General features: G+C 61.7%; 28 protein-coding genes and 1 tRNA gene. 26 read left to right on the top strand and 3 right to left on the bottom strand.

Features of this window, described 5'->3' with window-relative positions:
- The first annotated feature begins 15 nt into the window (after positions 1-15).
- Positions 16-912 (top strand): hypothetical protein, encoded by an 897-nt coding sequence (locus B7Z76_RS01480; protein ID WP_174502388.1) that lies wholly within the window; start codon positions 16-18, stop codon positions 910-912.
- A gap of 144 nt (positions 913-1056) precedes the next feature.
- On the opposite strand, the gene B7Z76_RS01475 is transcribed toward B7Z76_RS01480, so the two are convergent.
- Complete coding sequence (locus tag B7Z76_RS01475; RefSeq protein ID WP_291341777.1) at positions 1057-1218, bottom strand: hypothetical protein; 162 nt, start codon at positions 1216-1218, stop codon at positions 1057-1059.
- Here B7Z76_RS01475 and B7Z76_RS01470 point away from each other — a divergent pair.
- The 4 genes from B7Z76_RS01470 to B7Z76_RS01455 all read left to right on the top strand — a co-directional run bounded on the left by B7Z76_RS01470 (position 1217) and on the right by B7Z76_RS01455 (position 5156).
- A complete protein-coding gene (locus tag B7Z76_RS01470; protein WP_174502389.1) occupies positions 1217-1522 on the top strand; it encodes a helix-turn-helix domain-containing protein in 306 nt (101 codons plus the stop codon). The genes B7Z76_RS01475 and B7Z76_RS01470 overlap by 2 nt on opposite strands.
- Before the next feature lie 122 nt (positions 1523-1644).
- The gene (locus B7Z76_RS01465) at positions 1645-3561 is read left to right on the top strand and encodes a site-specific integrase (RefSeq protein WP_291341776.1); all 1917 of its coding nucleotides are present in this window, start codon (positions 1645-1647) and stop codon (positions 3559-3561) included.
- On the top strand, positions 3558-4661 hold the full coding sequence (locus B7Z76_RS01460; RefSeq protein WP_291341775.1) for a hypothetical protein: 1104 nt from the start codon (positions 3558-3560) through the stop codon (positions 4659-4661). Before B7Z76_RS01465 ends, B7Z76_RS01460 begins: the two co-directional genes overlap by 4 nt.
- A gap of 141 nt (positions 4662-4802) precedes the next feature.
- Positions 4803-5156 carry a hypothetical protein gene (locus B7Z76_RS01455; protein ID WP_291341774.1) on the top strand — a complete coding sequence of 118 codons (354 nt, stop codon included), beginning with the start codon at positions 4803-4805 and terminating at the stop codon, positions 5154-5156.
- A 351-nt stretch (positions 5157-5507) separates the two neighbouring features.
- On the opposite strand, the gene B7Z76_RS01450 is transcribed toward B7Z76_RS01455, so the two are convergent.
- Positions 5508-6671 (bottom strand): hypothetical protein, encoded by a 1164-nt coding sequence (locus tag B7Z76_RS01450; protein WP_291341773.1) that lies wholly within the window; start codon positions 6669-6671, stop codon positions 5508-5510.
- 678 nt (positions 6672-7349) lie between these two features.
- Between B7Z76_RS01450 and B7Z76_RS01445 the strand changes: the two genes are divergently transcribed.
- The 21 genes from B7Z76_RS01445 to B7Z76_RS01345 all read left to right on the top strand — a co-directional run bounded on the left by B7Z76_RS01445 (position 7350) and on the right by B7Z76_RS01345 (position 20326).
- Positions 7350-9095 carry a recombinase family protein gene (locus B7Z76_RS01445; RefSeq protein ID WP_291341772.1) on the top strand — a complete coding sequence of 582 codons (1746 nt, stop codon included), beginning with the start codon at positions 7350-7352 and terminating at the stop codon, positions 9093-9095.
- A gap of 251 nt (positions 9096-9346) precedes the next feature.
- On the top strand, positions 9347-10636 hold the full coding sequence (locus B7Z76_RS01440; RefSeq protein WP_291341771.1) for a site-specific integrase: 1290 nt from the start codon (positions 9347-9349) through the stop codon (positions 10634-10636).
- 138 nt (positions 10637-10774) lie between these two features.
- Positions 10775-10942, top strand: coding sequence for a hypothetical protein (locus tag B7Z76_RS01435; protein WP_291341770.1), 168 nt, complete (start codon positions 10775-10777; stop codon positions 10940-10942).
- Positions 10939-11346 carry a hypothetical protein gene (locus B7Z76_RS01430; protein WP_291341769.1) on the top strand — a complete coding sequence of 136 codons (408 nt, stop codon included), beginning with the start codon at positions 10939-10941 and terminating at the stop codon, positions 11344-11346. The genes B7Z76_RS01435 and B7Z76_RS01430 overlap by 4 nt, the downstream gene beginning before the upstream one ends.
- Positions 11343-11594, top strand: coding sequence for a hypothetical protein (locus B7Z76_RS01425; RefSeq protein ID WP_291341768.1), 252 nt, complete (start codon positions 11343-11345; stop codon positions 11592-11594). Before B7Z76_RS01430 ends, B7Z76_RS01425 begins: the two co-directional genes overlap by 4 nt.
- Positions 11591-12226: a hypothetical protein gene (locus B7Z76_RS01420; protein WP_291341767.1), complete on the top strand. Its 636-nt coding sequence runs from the start codon at positions 11591-11593 to the stop codon at positions 12224-12226. Before B7Z76_RS01425 ends, B7Z76_RS01420 begins: the two co-directional genes overlap by 4 nt.
- Positions 12227-12309: 83 nt before the next feature.
- A complete protein-coding gene (locus B7Z76_RS01415; RefSeq protein WP_291341766.1) occupies positions 12310-12519 on the top strand; it encodes a hypothetical protein in 210 nt (69 codons plus the stop codon).
- A gap of 130 nt (positions 12520-12649) precedes the next feature.
- On the top strand, positions 12650-12916 hold the full coding sequence (locus B7Z76_RS01410) for a hypothetical protein (RefSeq protein ID WP_291341765.1): 267 nt from the start codon (positions 12650-12652) through the stop codon (positions 12914-12916).
- A complete protein-coding gene (locus B7Z76_RS01405) occupies positions 12916-13761 on the top strand; it encodes a toprim domain-containing protein (protein ID WP_291341764.1) in 846 nt (281 codons plus the stop codon). Before B7Z76_RS01410 ends, B7Z76_RS01405 begins: the two co-directional genes overlap by 1 nt.
- Entirely contained in the window at positions 13761-15596 is a 1836-nt protein-coding gene (locus B7Z76_RS01400; protein ID WP_291341763.1) for a hypothetical protein, read from the top strand. The genes B7Z76_RS01405 and B7Z76_RS01400 overlap by 1 nt, the downstream gene beginning before the upstream one ends.
- Positions 15593-16027 (top strand): hypothetical protein, encoded by a 435-nt coding sequence (locus B7Z76_RS01395; RefSeq protein WP_291341762.1) that lies wholly within the window; start codon positions 15593-15595, stop codon positions 16025-16027. Before B7Z76_RS01400 ends, B7Z76_RS01395 begins: the two co-directional genes overlap by 4 nt.
- A gap of 307 nt (positions 16028-16334) precedes the next feature.
- Positions 16335-16562, top strand: coding sequence for a CopG family transcriptional regulator (locus tag B7Z76_RS01390; RefSeq protein ID WP_291341761.1), 228 nt, complete (start codon positions 16335-16337; stop codon positions 16560-16562).
- On the top strand, positions 16559-17050 hold the full coding sequence (locus B7Z76_RS01385) for a hypothetical protein (RefSeq protein WP_291341760.1): 492 nt from the start codon (positions 16559-16561) through the stop codon (positions 17048-17050). Before B7Z76_RS01390 ends, B7Z76_RS01385 begins: the two co-directional genes overlap by 4 nt.
- 1 nt (position 17051) lies before the next feature.
- Positions 17052-17348 carry a hypothetical protein gene (locus B7Z76_RS01380; RefSeq protein ID WP_291341759.1) on the top strand — a complete coding sequence of 99 codons (297 nt, stop codon included), beginning with the start codon at positions 17052-17054 and terminating at the stop codon, positions 17346-17348.
- A gap of 6 nt (positions 17349-17354) precedes the next feature.
- Positions 17355-17753, top strand: a complete 399-nt coding sequence (locus B7Z76_RS01375) for a hypothetical protein (RefSeq protein WP_291341758.1) — start codon at positions 17355-17357, stop codon at positions 17751-17753.
- Between the two features lie 12 nt (positions 17754-17765).
- Positions 17766-18767 (top strand): hypothetical protein, encoded by a 1002-nt coding sequence (locus tag B7Z76_RS01370; protein WP_291341757.1) that lies wholly within the window; start codon positions 17766-17768, stop codon positions 18765-18767.
- Positions 18768-18896: 129 nt separating this feature from the next.
- The gene (locus B7Z76_RS01365; protein WP_291341756.1) at positions 18897-19037 is read left to right on the top strand and encodes a hypothetical protein; all 141 of its coding nucleotides are present in this window, start codon (positions 18897-18899) and stop codon (positions 19035-19037) included.
- Positions 19034-19249 (top strand): hypothetical protein, encoded by a 216-nt coding sequence (locus tag B7Z76_RS01360; RefSeq protein ID WP_291341755.1) that lies wholly within the window; start codon positions 19034-19036, stop codon positions 19247-19249. The genes B7Z76_RS01365 and B7Z76_RS01360 overlap by 4 nt, the downstream gene beginning before the upstream one ends.
- A gap of 207 nt (positions 19250-19456) precedes the next feature.
- Positions 19457-19672 carry a hypothetical protein gene (locus B7Z76_RS01355; RefSeq protein ID WP_291341754.1) on the top strand — a complete coding sequence of 72 codons (216 nt, stop codon included), beginning with the start codon at positions 19457-19459 and terminating at the stop codon, positions 19670-19672.
- The gene (locus B7Z76_RS01350; RefSeq protein WP_291341753.1) at positions 19669-19860 is read left to right on the top strand and encodes a hypothetical protein; all 192 of its coding nucleotides are present in this window, start codon (positions 19669-19671) and stop codon (positions 19858-19860) included. The genes B7Z76_RS01355 and B7Z76_RS01350 overlap by 4 nt, the downstream gene beginning before the upstream one ends.
- A gap of 181 nt (positions 19861-20041) precedes the next feature.
- Positions 20042-20326, top strand: a complete 285-nt coding sequence (locus tag B7Z76_RS01345) for a hypothetical protein (RefSeq protein WP_291341752.1) — start codon at positions 20042-20044, stop codon at positions 20324-20326.
- Between the two features lie 636 nt (positions 20327-20962).
- Here the strand turns inward: B7Z76_RS01345 and B7Z76_RS01340 are convergent.
- Positions 20963-21038 (bottom strand) — tRNA-Glu (locus tag B7Z76_RS01340).
- Positions 21039-21041 lie beyond the last annotated feature (3 nt).

The following is a 21041-nucleotide window of genomic DNA, read 5'->3' as shown; positions in this document are numbered from 1 at the left end:
ATGGTGGGGCCGGTAATGTCTGCGCTTGGAATTGCGGAAATTGTGCTCATCGACGAGGCCGATCTGCGTGAGGCTTTGGTCGATGCTATGCGCAAAGACGCCACGGGCAGTTCGGCCGAACCGTCTCTCGCGGCCTGCGCAGCGCAGGTGCACGCTGCAGCGTCGGCGCAGGTGAAGCGACTCGCAACGGCCCGGGTCAGCGACATGGACGCAGTGGAGCGCACACTCGATTCGGTGGCGCGGCACGCGCAGGAGATTATCAAGGGCCTGGAGCCTGAACTCACCTTCGCCGACGCCGCCGCCCTAGTACCGCGGGTTACCGATGTGACTCTGCCGCTGACCAGCCCCGTCTCGGCAATCGAGAGCGCGGCACGGGCTGCCGGATTTGATCCGCCCGATGACGCTGTGAGGCATGCACTCAGAGAAGTCGCGAATCTTCAACTATGGGCAGCGGCCGGCGCGGATGCATTCCGCACCGGACGTCGCACGCGGGAACGAGCGGGAAGGCCGAATCTGGGCGCGCAAGCACATCAGGATCCGGTGGCCCGCGCGATTGGCCGCGCGATCTCGGAGGTGCTTCCGCCGCAGCCGCGGACCGGTGCCTCAATGAACAGGAGCCCGGCTACCCACGTCCATGTCGGGCGCGATCTGGGCTTCGCGATAATCGACGCCTACCGGACCCTGACGGGTCGTCCCGCCAGCATCTCGCGGACACCGCACACAAAGGCGAGCGCCGGCGGCTCTGTCAGCGGGCCACTTGCGAGATTTGTTCTGACCATGTTCGCCAGGATCCGCACGCGCATGGAACGCGAACCCAGCCTAGCTCGGTTCGCAGTGACACCGGCCTTCAATCCGACCGGCGAGACTGTCGCCAATTGGGCACGCGTCTACAAACGGAGCCTGTGGCCGTAGAAACTTGCGGCGACTGAACAACGAGGAACATGGGCTCGGCACATCGCTGAATGATGTAGATACCATGTGTGCGCGGCGACCGGGTTAGACCAGCGTGCGCGCATGGACAGAGCGCCGATCCCGCACCGCCCGAACGCATCCCGCTCATCGCCACTCGCCGATGAGCCGGGTCGGACAATCGTCGGTCGGGCACTTAGGACGCTGATTGCCGCCCTGGCGCAGCAAGCCGCCAGAGACGCGTTCCGCGCGAGCACGATGCCCGGCGCCGCGCTCGAAGGTGGCGCGAACGCCGGGACCGATGTCCATGTTGGATGACCCGACAACGCCCGGCGGGCCGGCAACAAACTTTCCCGAAAATGCCGAAAGCCACGGCGCGGCGCCGAATGCGGATCAACAACTCGTTGTGTCGTCGGCGGCTCCGCTTGCGTCAGTGCGCTTGCTGTCCGTCCGCGATGTCTCTGACATCTTCGGCCGGACCGACCGGACGGTGCGGAACTGGATCCGGGCCGGGCTCCTGCAGCCCCGGAGGGTCGGGCGCTCTGTTTTCTTCCTCGAATCCGATATCGCGAAGTTACTGTACGGAGAATCGTCGGATGCGCCGGACAATTAATAGTAAATACAAGTGTTTATCCGTGCATCGAAAAGCCATTATCTAAGTAATCGCGGTGATTAGTTTGATATTGTATTTACAAATTTCCGATTTATTCCTATCTTTTCCACATGGAGGGTAAAATGGACTTCGATGAACATGAAAATACTTCATTCGGAGCCGCTCAGGCAACTTGCATCGGGTCGGCGGCGCCTGTCACCGCCGCCGAGGCGATGCGGTTGGTGGAGGCGTGGACGGATCTCAGCGAGACCCGGCGGCGCGACCTGCGCTCGGCGATCTCGGGCACAGTAAAGATGTGCGGGCTGCCTGCCACGAGCGTGATCATGACGCCGGCCTTTCTCTCGCCGCGGGTCGTCGCCAAGCCGCCGGCCGGCTACGGGCTCAGCGACCAGCGCCATTCGGCTGTGCTGTCTGGATTGCGCTTCGTCCTGCGACGCTTGGGTGCCCATGCGCCGTTTCGGGTCACGCTGGCGCCGGAATGGCAGGCGTTGCGCGGGCAGCTCGGGCATTTCGAGCAGACGGCGCTCGCCGCCTGGTTCCGCTTCGCAACGCTCGAGGGGGTCGCGCCGTCCGATGTGGTAGCTTCAACGATCGACAAATTCGAGTGCTGGGTCCGCGACCGCACGCTATGCGATGATCCGAAAACGGCCGCGCGACGTACCGCCGATGCATGGAACCGCGCGGTTACCGCCGTACCGGGCTGGCCGCAGGTCCGCCTCGAACGGCGGCCGACGCGAGACCAATACACGCTACCGCTCAGCGCGTTCCCGCCGTCTCTCGGCGAGGACGTGAAGGCCTGGACCCGCCGCGCCGAGCAGGCCGACGAGGACGAAATTTTCCCTGACGATGTCGCTGAACGTTCGCGCGGTGGTTCTGGGCGTGTAATGCGTGCCGCCAGGCCGCGGACGATCGAGACACGGGTGTTCCAGATCCAGCAGGCCGCCGGCGCTCTCGTGCGCTCCGGGGTCGCACCCTCCGAGATCCGGACACTCGCGGACCTTGTGACACCGAAGGAGCATCCGAAGGCCATCCTCGCCTTCATGCGCGAGCGAGGCCGTGAACGCCGGTCGAGCAATGCTGGCGGCGTCGGCGAGGTTCTGCGGCAGATCGCGAAATTCTGGGCCCGTCTCCCGGAGGATGATGTCCGGCGTATCGCCTTCTGGGCAGCGAACGTCGCACCGGAACGGTCGCGGTCCATGACCCTGTCCAACCGCGAGCGCCTGCGTGCCCTGATTGAACCGCGGCCCCTGGCCAAGCTGCTCCATCTGCCAGGTCGGCTGGAGAAGATGGCCCGAGAGGCAAACCTCCCGGTTCGCCGCGCTGCGATCGCGATGCAGCGCGCGATGCTGGTGGAGACCGCGACGATCTGTCCGTTCCGGATCTCGAACCTGGCGGGGCTCAGGCTTGATCAGCACCTCCGGCGCTCTGACCCGTCGAGCCGCCTCTACACGCATATAGTGATGGATCACGACGAGGTGAAAAACAGCGAGCCGTACCTGTGGCCGATCCCGCGCGAGACCGCGCTCATGCTCGACCGGTGGATCACACGATACCGCCCCACGCTGGCCGCACCGGGAAACCCGTACGTCTTCGTGGGCGAGGCCGACGACGGGCCGATGTCGATCAACGGGCTGCGGACGACATTTATGACGGCGATCGAGGAACATGTCGGCGTCACGGTGAATCCGCACCTGATGCGGCACTTTGCGGCGTGGCTATACCTGCATGAGAACCCTGGCGATTACGAGACGGTCCGCCGCGCCCTGAACCACAAAGACGTCAAAACGACGATCGCGTTCTATTGTGGTTTGGAGACCGACGCGGCTGTCCGCCGCTTCGACGACGTTGTCCTCAAGAAGCGGAAAGCAACGAAGCGCCTCGCGGCAGCGGCCTTCCGGAAGAAGCGGTCGCCGCGTCAAGCGAATTCCATCCATCAGGGCCCAAAACCGCCCTCGAAACAGCTCAACAAGGGTAACCTTTCCGCGTCTGCATCCGGAGAAACATTGCTGAACTTGGCCAATGCTGAGGCGGCAGAATGAGTATTTTCGCCGAGATCCCCCGAAACGATCTTCGACGTCGCGTTCTCCGCCGATACGAATGGCCGGCGATCGACGAGCGCTTGTTCATCCACGGCTGCACGCCGGCTGATGTCTTCGACGAGGACGAGCGTCCGGGCGCCGATTGGACGGAGCCGACGCTGCGGAAAATCATTGGCGCGTACGGTCGCTGGCTCGGCTTCCTCGCAGAGACCGGAAAGCTCGATCCCGATATCCACCCGGCCGACCGGGTCATCGCACCGCGCGTGCGCGCCTATCTGGCCTTGCTGCGGGAAGTTGGGCTGAGCGACTTTTCCATCGTGGGGCTGTTCGCGGACTTGCGCACGGCACTCCGGGTCATGGCGCCCGAGCGCGACTTTGCGTGGCTCACCAATCCGTGCGGCGCATCGCTCCGCTCGCGTCTGCCGATGAAGCGGCGGGACTTCGAGGTACCTTCGAGCCTTATATTATATGAATGGGGCGTCGATCTCATGCATGGCGCGCTCGACCTGCGTGGAGATGTTCGTCGCCGCGTCCAGTACCGTGACGGCTTGCTGATCGCGATCTTCGCCGCCCGCGCGCGCCGCCACCGTGCCATGGCCGGGCTCCACCTCGGCCGCGAGGTCATCCGCCACGGCGACGCGTACCGGGTCATCATCCCGCCCGAACTCATCAAGGGCGGTGCGCGGCACAAAAAATGCGACGAATTCTCGCTTCCTGTCGCACTCACCGCCTACGTCGACCGCTATCTCGAGATCGAGCGCCAGGAACTACTCGCCGGAGAGGCCCACGATGCGTTCTGGGTCAACTGGGACGGGGCGCCGCTCGGCTACCGCGGCATCGACAAGAGGATTCGCTGGCTGTCAGTGAAAAAATTCGGCTTTGCCTTCGGCCCGCATCGGTTCCGGTATTCCGCGGCGACCAGTGCGGCGATCGATGCGGCTTCGTTGCCCGGCCTCGGCGCCGCGATGCTCAACATCACCGGCGAGGTAGCTGAACGGCACTACAACCGGGCGAAGCAGGTTGATGCTGCGGAAAAATATCATGCGACGGTGGCCAGAGTCCGCCGGACACTTCGGTCAGAGTGGTCGGACAGCAAATAAATAATTGATATAAAACATTATTTTGTTGAAAATACATCGTATTTTTGATATATTTTAAGAGCGGATCACTCCCCACAATCCATTCCCGATGCCCCTGCGATCGAGCTTCGATCGTGGGGCGGATCGGTCTGCCCGGCCGGCATGAACGACAAGTCGGCGTCACGGGAAGGGATGATTTTTGGAAAATCCAACATGACAACGACAAACCTCATCGAGGCACTGCGCGCGGACACGCGTGCGAAACTCGCAGTCCTTCACACGCTGCGGGACCTCCAGGAAGCGGTGGCGGTGCTGACCGAAACGATCAACCTCACGCGCACGGCTCCAGAAGATCGGTGCCATGCAGCTTCGGAGAATGATCCCGACCGGCGCCTCGCCTGCGATCTGCTGATGCTCGAGACCGCGCGTGCGGATCTCGTGACACGCCTCGATACGCATGGCCGTGCCCTTGAGGCTGGCTTGTTCGGCCTCCATCAGGCGACCGACAAAATCTGACCAGAACCCCACCTCGCATTCCGCGGGGTGGGGTTTTGGCGTTTCTGAACCGGAATGCATCACGTGAAACGGGCTTGAGATGCGGCTGTTGCATTGGCGAGCGTTACCGATGAGGCAAGATCGACCCGCTTGCTCGGATAGTCGGATGTGGGCCGGAACCGGAATGGCAGGTTTTGGGCATCGGGTTCAAAAAACCAGTCATTAGCGAAATGACAAAAGATTCGTCGCAAAGATGGTGAACACAGCATAACCTATCAATTTGATGGTAATCTAAACACCATAGGTAGCACTTCGCCCATCGGCATAATCTTGAGAGTTTAACATCAAGCATCAAGCATTCATGGATCAGAATCAGTCCTTAATCTCTATTCGGTACGATGTAACGATAATGACGGGAATCTTTTTGTCTCGACTGCGTGATTCCGCCGAACAACGCGGCGGACGTATTTTACATTGTGTCCCTCTGCTTGCTCCATTTTGGTCGAAATTTGCCTGGAACATCCGAGAACCATTGCGTGTGAATTCATAGAAGAACCCTCCAGTATTATTCAAAACACTGTAATAAAATCTGGGCCATGGCCAAAAAAAAGTTTTTGGCAAATGATAAAGAGGAATCTTACTTGTCGACGCCGAACGAATTATTCCTGATCCAAAGATGGATACTGGAGCGGGGTGCTTCCGTACCAATTTGAGGATTTTACAACATAGTTTGTCCCAGTCAGTAGTGGGTCCGGACGGCCCGGTCCCACAGTTAAACGACGCGCCAACCTCCAGATTTCCTGCCGAAGTATTTAGCTGATTACCTTTCAAAAATGCCTGCAGAAAATCGCCAAATTGGATATCGCAATTCTCACGATGGATTGCGGCACCCAACATCCACCATGATGGCCATTTCAATTGAATTTGCGAATTCAGTCGCGAGTGCAGCCGAGGTGCAGCCAAATACCAAGCAAAGGAGTATGGTGGTGATCTTCCTACTGACAAGTCAATACCCGCAAGTGAACATATTTTACTATTAGATCTTTCATACAGGTCGAATATGGGCCAGGTATTGAGCAGATTCAGTTCATTAAACGTGCTTGTGCCGGGGATGTTTGGAGCGATTGGTACGGTGGGGTTGCAGATTTGCCGGTATTGATCCGTCACCTTTGCCTGCAAGAGAACAGCTCGCGCTCCTGTAGAGATAGGTGAACCTGTGGGAGTTACGGTCTCCTCGAATCCGAAAAAAATTGCATCTCCCAGTTCTGTCTTTTTAGAAAGTACTTTTGACATTGCAAAAGGCATCTTATCAATGTAGCCGAGTTCGACACTGAGATAGGCTTCAGCTACCTTACCAGCCGTTGCGGCCTTACTCATCATCGCCGCATGCATATCTCGCAGGTAGCTCGAAGAGAATAGTTTCGAAATTTGTTTGAGTTCCCCCTCTTTCTTGTGTTTACGCCCTTCATTCCACGTTAGAGTATTTATATTAGAGGCGACGGTCGCATCGAACCAGGAATACAATTTGATCTCCATCGCAGAACAGTAGAAGGGGGGCTAGTTCAAAATCAGTATGTCCAATTTATTTGATCATCCGCAAGGGTGGGAAGGGGAATAGGCGCAGTCAGCCATAGGGGGGCCCGCCCTACACGGTTTGCGTCCGCTTTCGGGTCGGCCGAAACTGGTCCGGAATGACCATAAAGGGCGCAGAGCGGACAGGGCACATAACCCCGTGCTTTGTTACGAGCGTGTCCTCACGGTCGCCGCGCAAGCGAGAAAATCGACACATCGGCACATGGCAAACCGGCCGTGTATGCGTCTTGCGCATATCAAGGCGTAATAGCTCCGCTTCCAGAGAAATCGCGGTCGCCGCGCAAGCGAAAATTCGAGCGAATGGAAAAAATTTTCGAGATTCAAAGGGCGCATTTCAGCGGACGCGGCGACCGATGCCTGATGAATGAGGTGTCTCATTTTTTTGGAGACATCTCGGATGGCACCCGAAAATGCCAACCACCCGACCCTTCCCGCTCCCCCAGACCCACATGGGGCACAGCCAGTTGCAAGTAGCCGGACCAGACGGCGCGGATCGTGCACGAAGGTACTGCCTCCACTCCAGATGGAAATGCCGGAGGCACTTGTCGTAACCGACGCCGAAATCGATCTGGTGCTCGGCGCGCACGGTGCTACCATCGCGATGATCTTGAGGGACGACGCATGAACTCGATCACATCCCCTCGGCCGCAGCACACACGCCACGTAAAAGCGCCGACCAGCGGAATCGATGGGCCCGGCCGTGTAGCTATCTACGCACGGGTCTCGACCGGCAAGCAGGCCGAGCAGGACCTCTCGATTCCTGATCAGATCGCCCAGGCAGAATCCTGGGCGGCTCAGAAAGGAGCTGATGTCGTTGCCAGGTTCGTTGAGCCCGGCGCATCCGCCACCGATGACCGCCGGCCCGAGTTCCAGCGGATGATCGACGCCGCCACCGGCCCTGATCGGCCCTTCGACACCGTGCTGGTGCATTCGATGTCACGCTTTTTTCGAGATCAATATCTTTGCGAAATGTATCTCCGCAAACTCGCGAGGGCGGGCGTTGCGGTGGTCTCGATTACCCAGAACTTCGCGGACGACCCGACCGGCCAGTTGATTCGCAAGGTGGTCGGGATCTTCGACGAGTATCAGAGTGCCGAGAATGCTAAGCATACAACCCGCGCGATGAAGGAGAACGCCCGACAGGGGTTCTGGAACGGATCAAAGCCACCCTTCGGCTACCGCGCCGAGGCCGCCGGACAACGGGGGGCGAAAATCAAGAAGCGCCTGGTGATTGACGAAGCTGAGGCAGCCACGGTTCGGCGCATTTTTGGAATGGCACTCGGGCGGGAGGGGCCGCTGATGGGCGTCAAGGCCATCGTCAGCCGGCTGAACGGTGAAGGTGTCTCGTTCCGCGGCAAGCAATTCCAGATCTCCAATGTGCACCGGCTTCTCACCCGGCACACCTATCTCGGCGAGCATGCGTTTAACCTGCGGCACGCAAAAACAGGCCAGTCAAAACCAGAGAGCGAGTGGGTGGTCGCCTCGATTCCGCCGATCATCGATCGCGCGGACTTCGATCGCGTCCAGCAGACGCTCGATGCTCGGAACCCGAAAAAAACCCCGCCGAAGTCGCTCAGCGGCCCGACCTTGCTGACCGGGCTGATCCGTTGCGCGCATTGCGGTAGCGGGATGACGATCCGCACCGGCAAGAGCGGGCGCTATCGCTATTATGTCTGCGCCGGCCGCGCCCAGAAGGGTGAATCAAAGTGTCGGGGCCGCTCGATCGCCATGGAGGCGCTCGACGGCATGATTCTCGACGCCTTGTCCGACCGCCTGTTCACGCCCGACCGCCTGCGCGTCATTCTGGAGTCCTACATCTCCCGTGGTGCTGAGGCCGACAGCGAACGCCAGCGCCGGCTTGGCCTCGCGAAAAAGCGTCAGACTGAAATTTCAGGGAAGATCAACAGGCTGCTGGACCTCGTCGCCAACGGACTAATGGACCCAGGCGACCCCTCGCTTGCAGAAAAACTGCAGGCGTTGAAGGCACAGCGATCCGCCGTCGAGCAGGACATCAACCTGCTCGCCAGTTCAGCGTCGAATTCAGGTAACTTGATCACCGATGCGAAAATCGAACGCTTCGCTCGGGCAATGAGACAGGCGATGCACAACGACGATCCAGCGTTCCGCAAAGCTTATCTGCGGATATTCGTCAGCGAAATCGTGGTGGAAATCGATACGGTGACCATCAACGGTCCGCATTCAACCTTAGTAGCAGCCGTCGGGCGAGACCTTGGGCCGGGTGCGATTGATGGTGCCCAGATCCATCGCGAGTGGCGTCCCGTAGGGGATTCGAACCCCTGTTATCGCCGTGAGAGGGGGACAACAAGCGTCCGGGAACGTCCCATATCGTCCCTAACCCCTATGTAAACCCTTGTTTTATGGTCCTATGGCGTCCCGTGCTGTTCGGGACCATGTATGCCGTATTGAAACCGTATGCCGTATGGTGCTATGACGGCTCTACCATCTCTCGCGCGTATGGAATTGCGAGGGTCATAGGGGGCATAGGGTTTTGACCAAATGTTGAAGGTATATTCTGCAACGTTACAATCCGATGACCTAGAGTCATCGGGGGGTCATAGGGTTAGCGTTAAGGTTGTATCCTGCCGGGGAGCCGCCTGATGCCGAGAAAAGCCCGCGACGAACGCCTCGACACCCGCAATGCTCGCCTGCGCCTACCGGTGCGGCGCGAGCCGTATTTTCGAACGATCCAAGAGGGCCGCGCCATCGGCTACCGGCGCCTGGCGGGCGGTAAGGCCGGCACATGGATTGCCCGGCACTTTGACCGCGACCGCGAGCCGCAACGGCTCTACAAGGCCCTGGGTAATGCCGACGACCTGCTTGATGCTGACGGCTTCGATACGCTGAGCTTTTCACAAGCCCAGACCGCGGCTGCGGCATGGTTCGCCGAACTGGGCCGCGCGTGTGGCCGTGTTGCCGCTCCGCTCACCGTGCAGGCGGCTATGGCCGACTACCTCGCCGATTACCGCGCCAAGGGCGGGAAGGCTCTGGCCGGCACTGAAAGCGCCATCAACGCCCACATCCTGCCGAAGCTGGGCGACAAGCTGGTGGGAGACCTTACGCCCGGCATCATCCGCAACTGGCACCGCGCGCTCGCAACCGCTGCGCCGAGGGTGCGGGCCAAGGCCGGAGCGACCGCTACCCGCAAGATTGACCACAACGATGCAGACGCCACCCGCGCCCGCCGCGCAACCGCCAATCGTGTTTTGACGACACTAAAGGCCGCTCTGAACATGGCATATCGCGACGGCAAGGTGCCGAGCGACGACGCATGGCGCCGGGTTGCGCCGTTTCGTAACGCCGAGGCTCCGCGAATCCGGTATCTGATTGACGACGAAGCGGTGCGGCTGGTGAACGCGACCGGGCCGGAGTTTCGCCCGATGGTAGTGGCCGCCCTACTGACCGGGTGCCGCTATGGCGAACTGTGCCGCCTGAGGACTGGCGACCTCAACGCCGAACAGGGTTCGCTACATATCCGCCAATCGAAAACGAATAAGCCGAGACATATCATGCTGACCGCCGAGGCGGTGGCGTTTTTCTCCGGCCTGTCCGCCGGGCGGAAATCGACAACCCTGATGCTGACCCGCGCGGACGGCACCGCATGGCGGCAGTCAGACCAGCAGCGACCGATGCGCGCGGCATGTGAAGCCGGACAGATCGCGCCGGCAATCTCGTTTCATATCCTGCGTCACACTTATGCATCGCGCCTGGTGATGGCGGGGGTGCCGCTTGGCGTTGTTGCGGCACAGATCGGCGACACAGAGGCGACCACTTCGAAGCACTACGCGCATCTATCGCCCGGCTTCGTGGCCGACAGCATCCGCGCTGCCTTCAAGCCCCTCGGCCTGGCAGCGCAGAACAACGTCGAACCGATACGGGGGCGGCGGTGAACAAGATACCGGCCTGAGCCGGGAACCGTGCCGCGCGGATCGCGGCAAATGGGAATGCCGGAGCGGGATGGACCCCCGCTCCGGCGATGATCCCGAAAGCAACTGGAGGTTAACATGCAGGATCGCTGCATTCCTACCATGAAACGTGAGGCCAATGACAATAGGTCCCGCGTGCTGGTGCTCGACGTGGGCCGCCGGGCCGAAGCTGCCGCTCGCGACCTGGCGGCGATGGCGACGACCGCCAGCGAGCGGCGGCTTGTCGGCCTGATCCTCGAGGGCGCGATGGCGCGGGCGGGGCTGGCATGAACCGGCGCGGCACCCTCAAGGCCGCGATGGCTGGTGCTGCCGCCGCCATCGCCGCCCCTGCGGTCGCTACCGCTGCCGGCAACCCGGACGCCGAGCTTATCGCCATGTGCGACCGCTACATCGCCCTCGATGCACAATACAACGCAGCCTATCGGGTGCCGGGCCTGACAATGGAGACCGAGGAGAAGATCGACCAGCAGACCGCGCCGTTGCAGGACGAGATGAACGACATTCTTGCCCGCATCACGCGCACCGAGGCGAAGACAGGCGCCGGGGTGGCGGCGATCGCCCGCGTTGTCACTGCCTACCTCGATCCGCGCGAGGGCGACCCGGAGGACGAAAGCCGATATCTTAGCGACCGGCTGATCTCGCGCCTCACACGCGAAGCGGGGAGGCTGGCATGACGCGCCCCGTCAAGAGCGTGGTTGAAATCCGCGTTGCCGATGTAGAGGACAGCACCACCCGGATGCAGGACGCCGCCCGCGCCCTGCGGCTGTTCCTGACCAATCTTCCAGCCGCGCCCGACGAATACAGGTTGCGCTCCCTGCGCTGGCTGGTGGACGCGGTGGAAACCGAGGCAGACGTGTTGCGGGATAACTGGCAGAAATTCTGCGACGATGCGGGCATGAACTCCGGCGAGCAGGCAGCATGAGCGGACGGAAACTGAAAGGCGGGGAGCAATCCCCGCCGGCTTCGTCAGGGCGCGGACGAAAAATTAAGAAGACCGGCACACCGCTGACAGATGACCCAATCACAAGGGCGGTTGTTCAAGAGGCGTTTGACAAGGCATCCGTGCAGATGCCTGACGTAGCCGAGATAGACCGATTGGCTTCGATCTTTACAGCCTACAAGGCGTATTTCCGCGATGCCGAGACGCAACGCGCGCTGAACTCTCACGCGCGCGCTGCCGGTGACGCCATTCGCGCTCTCAATGAATCGTTGCCGCCTCTCATGAATTACCATCGCGCTCGCGCCAGCGGTGGCGACCCGTTTTCTGAGCGGCAGGCCGCCGCCATAGAAAAGCTATTCCGGGCGGTGCTGGATTCTGATCTTCAAAGGATCGAAGCACAATCGAACGTGCCGAACGTGATTAAAGATTGGCGATGGCTGGCGACGGTTCTGTTGCCCGTCATTGCTCCCGCTTTCCCTGACGGCACGGGCATGTCTGAAAATGGGCCGGCATCTCGTTTTCTAGCCGAGATGCTTCCTCTGATAAGTGGAGATGCCCCGACACCTTCCGCCGTCGCAACACAGATCAAAAAGTTATCCACAGGGGAGAAATGACCATCAATTCTCCCCTAATGCAATCGGCATCCCAATCATATCAATAGTTCGTCGTTCCGTAACGTTCCAAAGGACGAGTAACGATGACAACCACCCCCGAATATGCCGCCCTCACCGATTGGTGCCGCATCAGCGGCATGACCCGCACCGCGACATACTACGCACTCGCACGCGGCGACTTGCGCGCGAAGAAATGCGGGCGCCGGCTGTTGATCCATGTGCCGAGCGGCTTGGCCTACATCGAGGCGCTGCCGGATGCGACGTTCGGCCTCAAAACGCCGAAAGCCGCCTAGTAAGAGAAAACCCCGCCGCGCGGCGAACGCGGACGGGGCGGAAATCTCTAGCAGACGCACTGCATCATTTAGAGAAAATCCGCTCTACGTCAAGCGAAAACCGCAGCGGCAAGCCATGAAAGGCTTGCCCATGACGACCGATTACAAGACAACCGCTGATCGACTGCACGATCGCCTGATCGGCGATATCGAAGCCAACGACCGCCGCAACCACGCCACTGTGACATTGCCGCTTGCCGACTTGCGCCGCGCCGCCCGCAGCCTGGACGCGCGCGCCGAGGGCCTCTTAGTTCGCCGCGACCGCGACCCGATCTTGCGCGATGCCGCCAACCGCGAGGCCGCCCATTGCCGCCGCCTGGCTGCGCTGCTGCTCGACCTGGCGAGGGGGGCGGAGTGATGCAAACCATCGGCGAAATCATCACCCGCCTGAATCTTTCGCGCGCCGGGCGCTGGCACCGTGGCACCTGCCCGAACTGCGGCAAGGACTCGCTGAGCGTTGCCGAAGGCCGCGCCGGCATCAAGGCGACGTGCCACTACGGTTGCGACCGGGGCGCCCTCCGCGAAGCCCTGGGCGCCGGGAAGTTGCCCCAGCGCGACCCCGAGGCCGATCAGCGCGAAACCGCCGCGCGCGCGTCCGCAACCGAGGCCGCCGCGAAAATCTGGGGCGGTGCCGATCCCGTCACGCCGGACGATCCGGCGGGCCGATACCTGGCTGCCCGTCATCTTGCCGCCGCAATCGGCAACGACCGGCTGCGCTACCGGCGCGACACTCCCCACCCTTCCGGCGCGCGCTGGCCGGCGATGATCTGCCGGATCGACAACGCTGCCGGCGATCTGGTGGCGATCCAGCGCGTCTATCTCGACCTCGAAGGCCGCAAGGCGGACGTTGATCCGGTGAAGGCTTGCAAAGGGCCGCTCTGGGGCGGTGCGATCCGCTTCGCGACCGGGCCGGAAATCGTTGTTGCCGAAGGGCCAGAATCGGCTCTTGCCGCCGGGCATCTGCTGGGCTTACCGGCATGGTCCGCAATTAACGCTGGCAACCTGGGCAAAGGGCTGATCCTGCCGCCGGAGGTGCGGCGGGTGGTAATCGCCGCTGACCACGACAAGCCCGGCATAGAGGCTGCCGAGGCCGCCGCGCGCCGGTGGAAGGCTGAGGGCCGTGCGGTGCGGATCGTCCGCCCTGACAAGCCCGGAGACGACTTCGCGGACGTGCTGGCGCAACGTGCAGGGGGTGCGAACTGATGGCCGACGGTTTCCACGAAATCCCGGTTGACGCAGGTTCCGACGAGGGGAAGGGGCGCAAGCCGCCCCAGCGCGATCAGGTCATCGAGGCGGTGCTCGCCGCCGGCGCTACATTCTGGGCAGACCCGGATCGGGTGCCGTTCGTCACCATTGAACGCAACGGGCGGACTGAACGCTACAAGGTGCGCTCCGCCGCGTTCCGCCAAGTGGTTCGGGCGATCTATGCCGAGCGCAACCCGAGGCAGACAGACGCCGGCCTGATGCTGCCCGGCTCCGTTGGTGACAAGGCGATGATCGAGGCGGTGCAACAATTCGAGGCCCTGGCGAACATGCCGAGCGCCGCGATCCGCGAACCCGCGCTCCGCACCATCCGCGCCGGTGCATCAATCTGGATCGACCGGGGCGCGGAAGACTGGTCATTGATCGAGGTGACGCCGACCGGCTGGCAGGTTGTAAAAGGTGCGGACGTTCCCCTGATCCGCGCGGATGCAATGCGGGCTTTACCGATGCCAGACCGGAAGGCTGCGCCCGGTGCGCTCGACCGGCTCCGCAAGCTCTTGAACCTTGGCCCGGATCAGGATGACGACTTTAAGCTGATCGTTTGCTGGCTGCTCTCGACCCTCTGGCCGAGTGGCCCCTATGCGATCCTCGCCCTCGACGGTGAACAAGGATCGGGCAAATCGACCGCGAGCCGCCTGGTGCGGTCTCTCACCGACCCGAACAAGGCCCCGCTCCGCTCGCCGCCGAAAAAGGAGGATGATCTTGTGGTGGCCGCGAACGCTGGCCGCGTCGTGGCACTCGACAACGTTTCGTTCATCGACGCCGACATGGCGGACGTTCTTTGCAGGATGGCGACAGGTGCCGGCCTATCGAAACGGAGGCTCTACACCGACGACGAAGAACACATCGTTCATGTCTGCCGGCCCGTCCTGCTCAACGGGATAACGTCCCTCATGAGCCGGGGCGACATGGCTGATCGGTGCATCGTCGCCACACTGCCGCGCATCCCTGACGACAAGCGCCGTCTTGAGGCCGATATCGAAAAGGACTTTGCCGCCGCCGCCCCTGGCATCCTCGCCGCACTGCTCGACGGCATGGTGGCATCGCTGGCCGCTTCCCTCTGCATACCCATGAAGGAGACAAAGAGACGAGACTTGCCGCGCATGGCGGACTTCGCCGCGTTGGCGATGAACGCCGCGCCCGCGTTCGGCTGGGACCCCGAACACATCCTGGCCGTCATCCACCGCAACCGCCACGCCGCAAACATCGCGGTCGTTGAATCCGATCCGTTGAGCGAGGCAATCGGGCATGTCCTGGACGAACACGGCACCGCTCGACCCGAGGGCAGACGATGGGAAGGAACGGCGAGCGAACTGCTCGAAAAACTCAATTCTTGCGCGAGTGAGGCGGTAAGGCGAGACCGCGCATGGCCGAAGGATGGAACGCGGCTATCTGGCCGCCTTCGCCGCCTGGCTCCGGCCCTCCGCCGGTGCGGAACGGACGTTGTTCTCCCTGATGGAGGTGGACGACGTGGTAGAGTATTGACGATTCAGCGTTCCGAGCGTTCCCAGCGTTCCATGCAGGAAAATGCAAGGGAAAAGCGGAACGCTAATTCAGAGCGCAGCGTTCCGCCAGCGTTCCCGAGCGTTTCGGATGACGCCGCCAGCGTTCCGCCAGCGTTCCCGAGCGTTACCCAGCGTTCCGCCTTGGAACGGTCTAACATACTGGAAAATATAGATACTAGCACCGAAGCGGAACGCTGGAACGCTGGGAACGCTGTTTTCTCTATTCTCACACCCCCGCACACTTTGGACGACGACGAGGTGGAACTATGAGCGCCGCCCTTTCCGCCTCGCCGCTACTGCCCCGGCTCCGCGCTGCCGGCGCGGAGGTGGTGCTAAGGGAACAACGCCCGGTTGTGCAGCACGCAAGCCGGGTGCCGCCCGCGCTGCTGGCCGAGGCCCGCGCCCGGCGGGATGACCTCGCCGCCGAACTGCTGGCCGAGGCCGATGACGAGGCCGCGTTCATCGCCGCTGAGCGCGCCGCCATCATTGCCGAGGGCGAACACGGGAACCCGGCGGCGGCGGTGGTGCATGACATGCCTGTGAGTTGGGCTGATCCGACGATCCAGCCGACGCCCGGCGCGCGCTGCCGGTGCTGCCGGGGTGCGTCCTGGTGGTGCGAGGCGGAGAGGCCGAAGGGCTGGCGCTGCTCTGCGTGCCACCCGCCGCTGGGCGCTGGTCCGGTGCGGCGGATCGAGACATGACCGGGTGCAGATGACGTTACACCCCCATGCGGGCGGTAACGGATAATGACTTGTCGGGAAAATGCTAGCAAAATTGCCGGTGTTTTCCCGATCATGTTTCGGCAATCCAGCCATACGGCACAGACACGGCATAGGCGGTGCCGGCGCGGCGCCGCGAACCCGTGCTAGAAAGTAAAAAATAGCCTCATTAAATATTTGACAGATTAGACCCTTGAATATCCCATATTATTCTATCTTGTTCCTATCTGTTTTTTGATGATATCAGGTTTTATTTGAAACTATTCAGAATTATTGGTATTCAATACCAATGAAACCGACAATTTCCATTGTCCTAGATCAGCGAACTCTCGATCAGATCGACGGCCTCGCGGCGACCATGCAGGCCAGCCGCTCCTGGACAATCTCGAAGCTGCTCGATGCCGCTCTAAACCCCGGCGCGGAGCATCAGCGCGCCGCCGGCGCTGCCGGAAACCCGCCGCCCGGTATCGGCCCCGTGGCGGCGGGCAGGGGCAACCACACCGGAGATACCGCATGAGTAATCCCTACGGCGACCGCGTCCGCATCGTTGATCGGCGGAAGGTCAATTTCGACAACATTGATCGGCACATCGCGATGCAGGACGCGCCGGAGCCGGTCAAAGTGTTCGCGAAGCTGCCGTTGCCCGAAATCGAACGCATGGAACGCGCCGCCGCTGCGAAGGGCGACGGCAAGACCGCCGATCTCGCCCGCCGCGCTGCTGAACTGCGGATGAGTGGCGTGCCGCCGGAATTGTGTGGTCCCGGCCAGCTTCACGAAGTGACGGCCTTCGATCCTCGCCTGGGCCGGGCCGAGACGCGCTATTTCGGCGATTCTCGCGTGTGGCGTTCAAAGTTCGATCAGCCCGGCCAAAGCGTTGTGATGCCGCCCGCCAAGTCGTTCGAAAAGATCGAGGGCAACGTCGAAATCGCGGGCCACGAGACGCTCATCGCCCGCGCGCCGGACGGATCGGAACGCATTGTGACCGTTCACCGGAAGGAAGACTGAGATGAAACACGGTGCTCACGCCGTCCATTTCGAGCGGCATATCAATCCGGCGCCGATCTTCCCCGACGTGGCAATCGCCACGCTGGCGCCGATTCCGAAGGTGAAATTCGCCCTCAACCTTCCCGGCGCACTGGCTGCGGCGCGCTGGCGCTCGCGGCCTGGCGAGAACTTTGACGCCTTCCGCGACCGCATCCGGCGCGACCTGGCGACCGAGGGGACGCATGGCGTCCTCGTCTCGATCTACGAGCGCGGCGCGCACTTCGAGCGCAACGCGGCCTTTGCAACGATCAAGGAATAACCATCAATGACCCAAATTCCCCCATACTACCCGCTAAACCGCAACCTCGATGAGGTGCTGACGCTCGCCGCCGCATCGGCGAACGCGACCTCAACGACGTTTACGAATCCCAACTATCGCGGCGTCCGTGTCGGCATCGACGTGACGGCGATCAGCGGCACAAGCCCGTCTCTCACAATCAGCATCGTGGGTGTCGATCCCGTGACGGGTTCAACGTTCACCCTCCTGCAAAGCGCCGCCATCTCGGCAACGGGCTACTCGACCCTGCTTGTATATCCGGGCATCACAGCGACGGCGAACGAGACGGTGGATAATGTGCTGCCGTTCAACTGGCAGATCACCGCCGCCATCGGGGGCGCCTCTCCCAGCGTGACCGCCAAGATCAGCGCCGTCGAAATCCTCTGACGGCAACGCCCTGTGAGGTATTACGATATCCAGCTTTTGAAACCGGGCACGTCCACCATTGTGAAGCGGTGGCAATCGTTTCCGAATGGCGTCTTCAATCCGGCGGCGCAAAATGTCCTGATGGATTTCATGCTTACGGCGGAGGATACGCCGCTGGGCGGCTCGTCGCTCAAGATTGAAGGCGTATCGCTCGACGACTTGAAGCAGAGCACGCAATACGGCGCTAATCTGGTCGGCACGACTTACACACCTGGCTTAGATATCCGCGTGTTTGGCGGCATGGGGAAAGGGCTCCCGCTCGCCAATCCGGCACAACAGGGACTAATCCTTGCCGGAACCGTCTTTCAGTCCTACGGGAATTGGGAGGGCGTCAATCAGTCGCTTGATATGGTCATCTATCCGGCGCAAGCGTTCGTCCAGCCGGTAAACCTGACGTTCAACTGGCTGGCCGGGACGCCGCTCTCGCAAGCCCTCGCCGCCACATTCTCGAATGCGTTTCCGGGCTACAAGCAGGTCATCCAGATCAGTCCGAACCGCAAACTGTCCTACACGCAGCCGGGCGTCTATTCGTCGGTTGATCGCTTTGCCGCCATGATTCGGCGCCTGACGGAGGGCCAGCTATCGGCCAACGATCAGGGTGTTTCCATCATCGTGCAAAGCGGCGCCGTGTATGCTCTGGACGGCACCGCGCAGGCAAAGCCGAAGCAACTGAATTTCTATGATCTGATCGGGCAACCGACTTGGCTGACGTTCAAACAAATCCAGATCAAGACCGTGATGCGCGGCGATATTCTGGTGGGTGACGTGGTGGAACTGCCCAACCAGCTTTCCGGACTGCCTGGGCAAGTGATCCAGACAAACCCGGTAACAAGCATTCCGGGCCTACGGCAGAACAGCATCTTCACCGGGAAATTCTCCGTCAACCAGATCAGGCAGATCGGCAATTTCCGGTCACCGAACGGGGCTGATTGGTGCACGATCATGAACTGCGTCAGCTTGGCGGGGGCGTCCTGATGGGCGTATTGATGCGCCGCGCCGTCCTGGCGGCACTGGCTCCGGCCCTCTGGATCGCTCCTGCGCTGGCCGATCCTCTGGCGGCTGGGCCGGGCCATCGCGCGCCTCGCAACGCGCGTCTATGCCGGAATGATCATCGAGGCGGCACAGACCATGCCGCACGCGCTCGTCACGCTGCGGGAGCCTCTGACCGCACTGGCACGCCATCCCGCCGTGTGCCCGGCCTTGCGCGCCGAGGCGCGGACACTGCTCGACGGTGAGGCGGCATGATCGAGGGCGCTTTCATTACCGTTGTGCCGGGCAAGTTCGGGTTTATCGCACCCGAGGGTCATGACCTGGGCAACCTCTATGTCACCGCCGGCACACTCGCCGCCCTGCCGCGCATCCCGCACCGGGGCGACCGCGCCCGGTTCAAGCTGGCGGTCATGAAGGATGGGCGCCGCCGCGCAATCGACGTGGTGCTGATCGAGGGCGAGCAATGACGGGCAAGCGAGGCAAGGGCAAAGGCCAAGGGCCGGCCAAAGGACGCGGTAACGGCAATCCTGCCGCCCCGCCGTTCGATTCCACTACAGGCAGAATAGCCGGCCTGCGGCGCGCCGAATTGTATGAAATGACGCGCGGAGAGGGTGGCAGGTGGACGGGCTTCCGCCCCCGCGTAACCCCGCGCGCGCGTTCGGGAGACAACGCAGATGGGTGACTTTATCCGCTCAAAGATGGCAGCCAAGGCCAGCGCAGCCCCAGCCCGTGCATCGTGCCGGGCCGACCTGGTGGCGGCAAGGCGCAAGCTATGCGCCGCTGCCAAGGCGGTGGACGCCGCCCTCAAACTAGATACCGACCAGATGATCGACGCCGCGCGCCCGCTGGTGGCCGCTGCACGGCTGTTGCCGGATGATCCCCTCGAATGACCGAGGCCGAAATAGCCGAACTGCGCCGCGTTGCTGAAAACCCGCTTGTGCGACCATCGGAGCGGGTGGACGCCCGGCGCAAGCTGGTGGAGATGGGCGAGGTGCGGCAGCGCCGGATCAGCGGCAAGGACAAGTCATATGCCCTGATCGAAGCACGGCAGATGCTCCGCGAAATGGGTTTCGAGTAGAGGCTGGGGGTAGTTTTCCGCATCCCTAAAGGAAACGAGAGGAAAAGTCCCCGCCGAACTGACGCCGCTTGAGCGCAGCGAGCACATCGCGGAATGGGTCAGGCTGACAGGTGAGAAGGTGGAAGGCGCAACTTGCGCCGGCCATCTTGATGCATCTGGTCGCCGTCGTTCGCCTCAACAAATGCCATCCGGCATCAATGCCGCCACCCGCGAACTCGGCATCGACCGCACCGAGGTGCAGCGCCGCAAGGAGGCTTACGAGGCGCTGCATCCCGAGACGAAGCATGGCGCGATTGGGGGCGGCCACGATCAGAGTCGCCAAGTTGGCGACTCTGCCAAAGCCGACCGCTTCACCGCCGACACCGCAGCCCGCACCGGCCAGTCAGAGCGCAGCGCGCAAGCAGCACCGGCCCGGTTATCTCGCACTGCGTGGCGGGCCGCTCTGCGGCGATACGTGAGCCTGTAGAGGCGCCCTAGCCGGCGGAGCGGCAATGCTTCCGGCACCGCCTGGCGACGGGCTGGGCGAGGCCGCAGGCCGGGCGCCGGCTTCCATGACGACGATGCCCGAAACCGTCCCCAGATCGAGCGCAGGTCAATGCGCCATCGCCCCGCATCCTGCCGCCGGACGGGAGCCGGTCATGTGGCGTTGACGGCACCGCAGGGCACGATCTGCTGAACGATCAGAACCCAGCCCAAGCGACGATCCTGCATCGTGCCGATGATGGCTGTAGGCCGGTCTGATCCCGCTAAACCAATATATACAGTTTCGACATATACCTATGCCTCACCTATGCCAAAATAGGCATAGGGGGCATAGGGTTTTTGAAAGTTTGCAGATATAGAGTCGATTTCAACCGAAATTTCGGAAATTCGTTACCCGATGACTCAAGGTTGTAAATGCCAAAAGTCATAGAATATATCTACAATCTTTGAGACTAACCCCTATGCCCCCTATGCCTAATAGACCCCTACGCGCGAGAACCTTGCTCACGAAACTGTGATGCAGTCCGATAAGGCCCTATCCGACACCGTATATGCCGTCTTTGTGCCGTATGACGTATAAAGGGGCTGTGGATAACGCGCATAAGCCATTGATAATAAATGGCGTCCCGTAGGGGATTCGAACCCCTGTTATCGCCGTGAGAGGGCGACGTCCTAGGCCTCTAGACGAACGGGACCGC

It is taken from the genome of Acidiphilium sp. 20-67-58 (genome assembly GCF_002255515.1).
GTDB lineage: Bacteria > Pseudomonadota > Alphaproteobacteria > Acetobacterales > Acetobacteraceae > Acidiphilium.
This window is presented reverse-complemented; position numbering and strand designations above follow the sequence as displayed.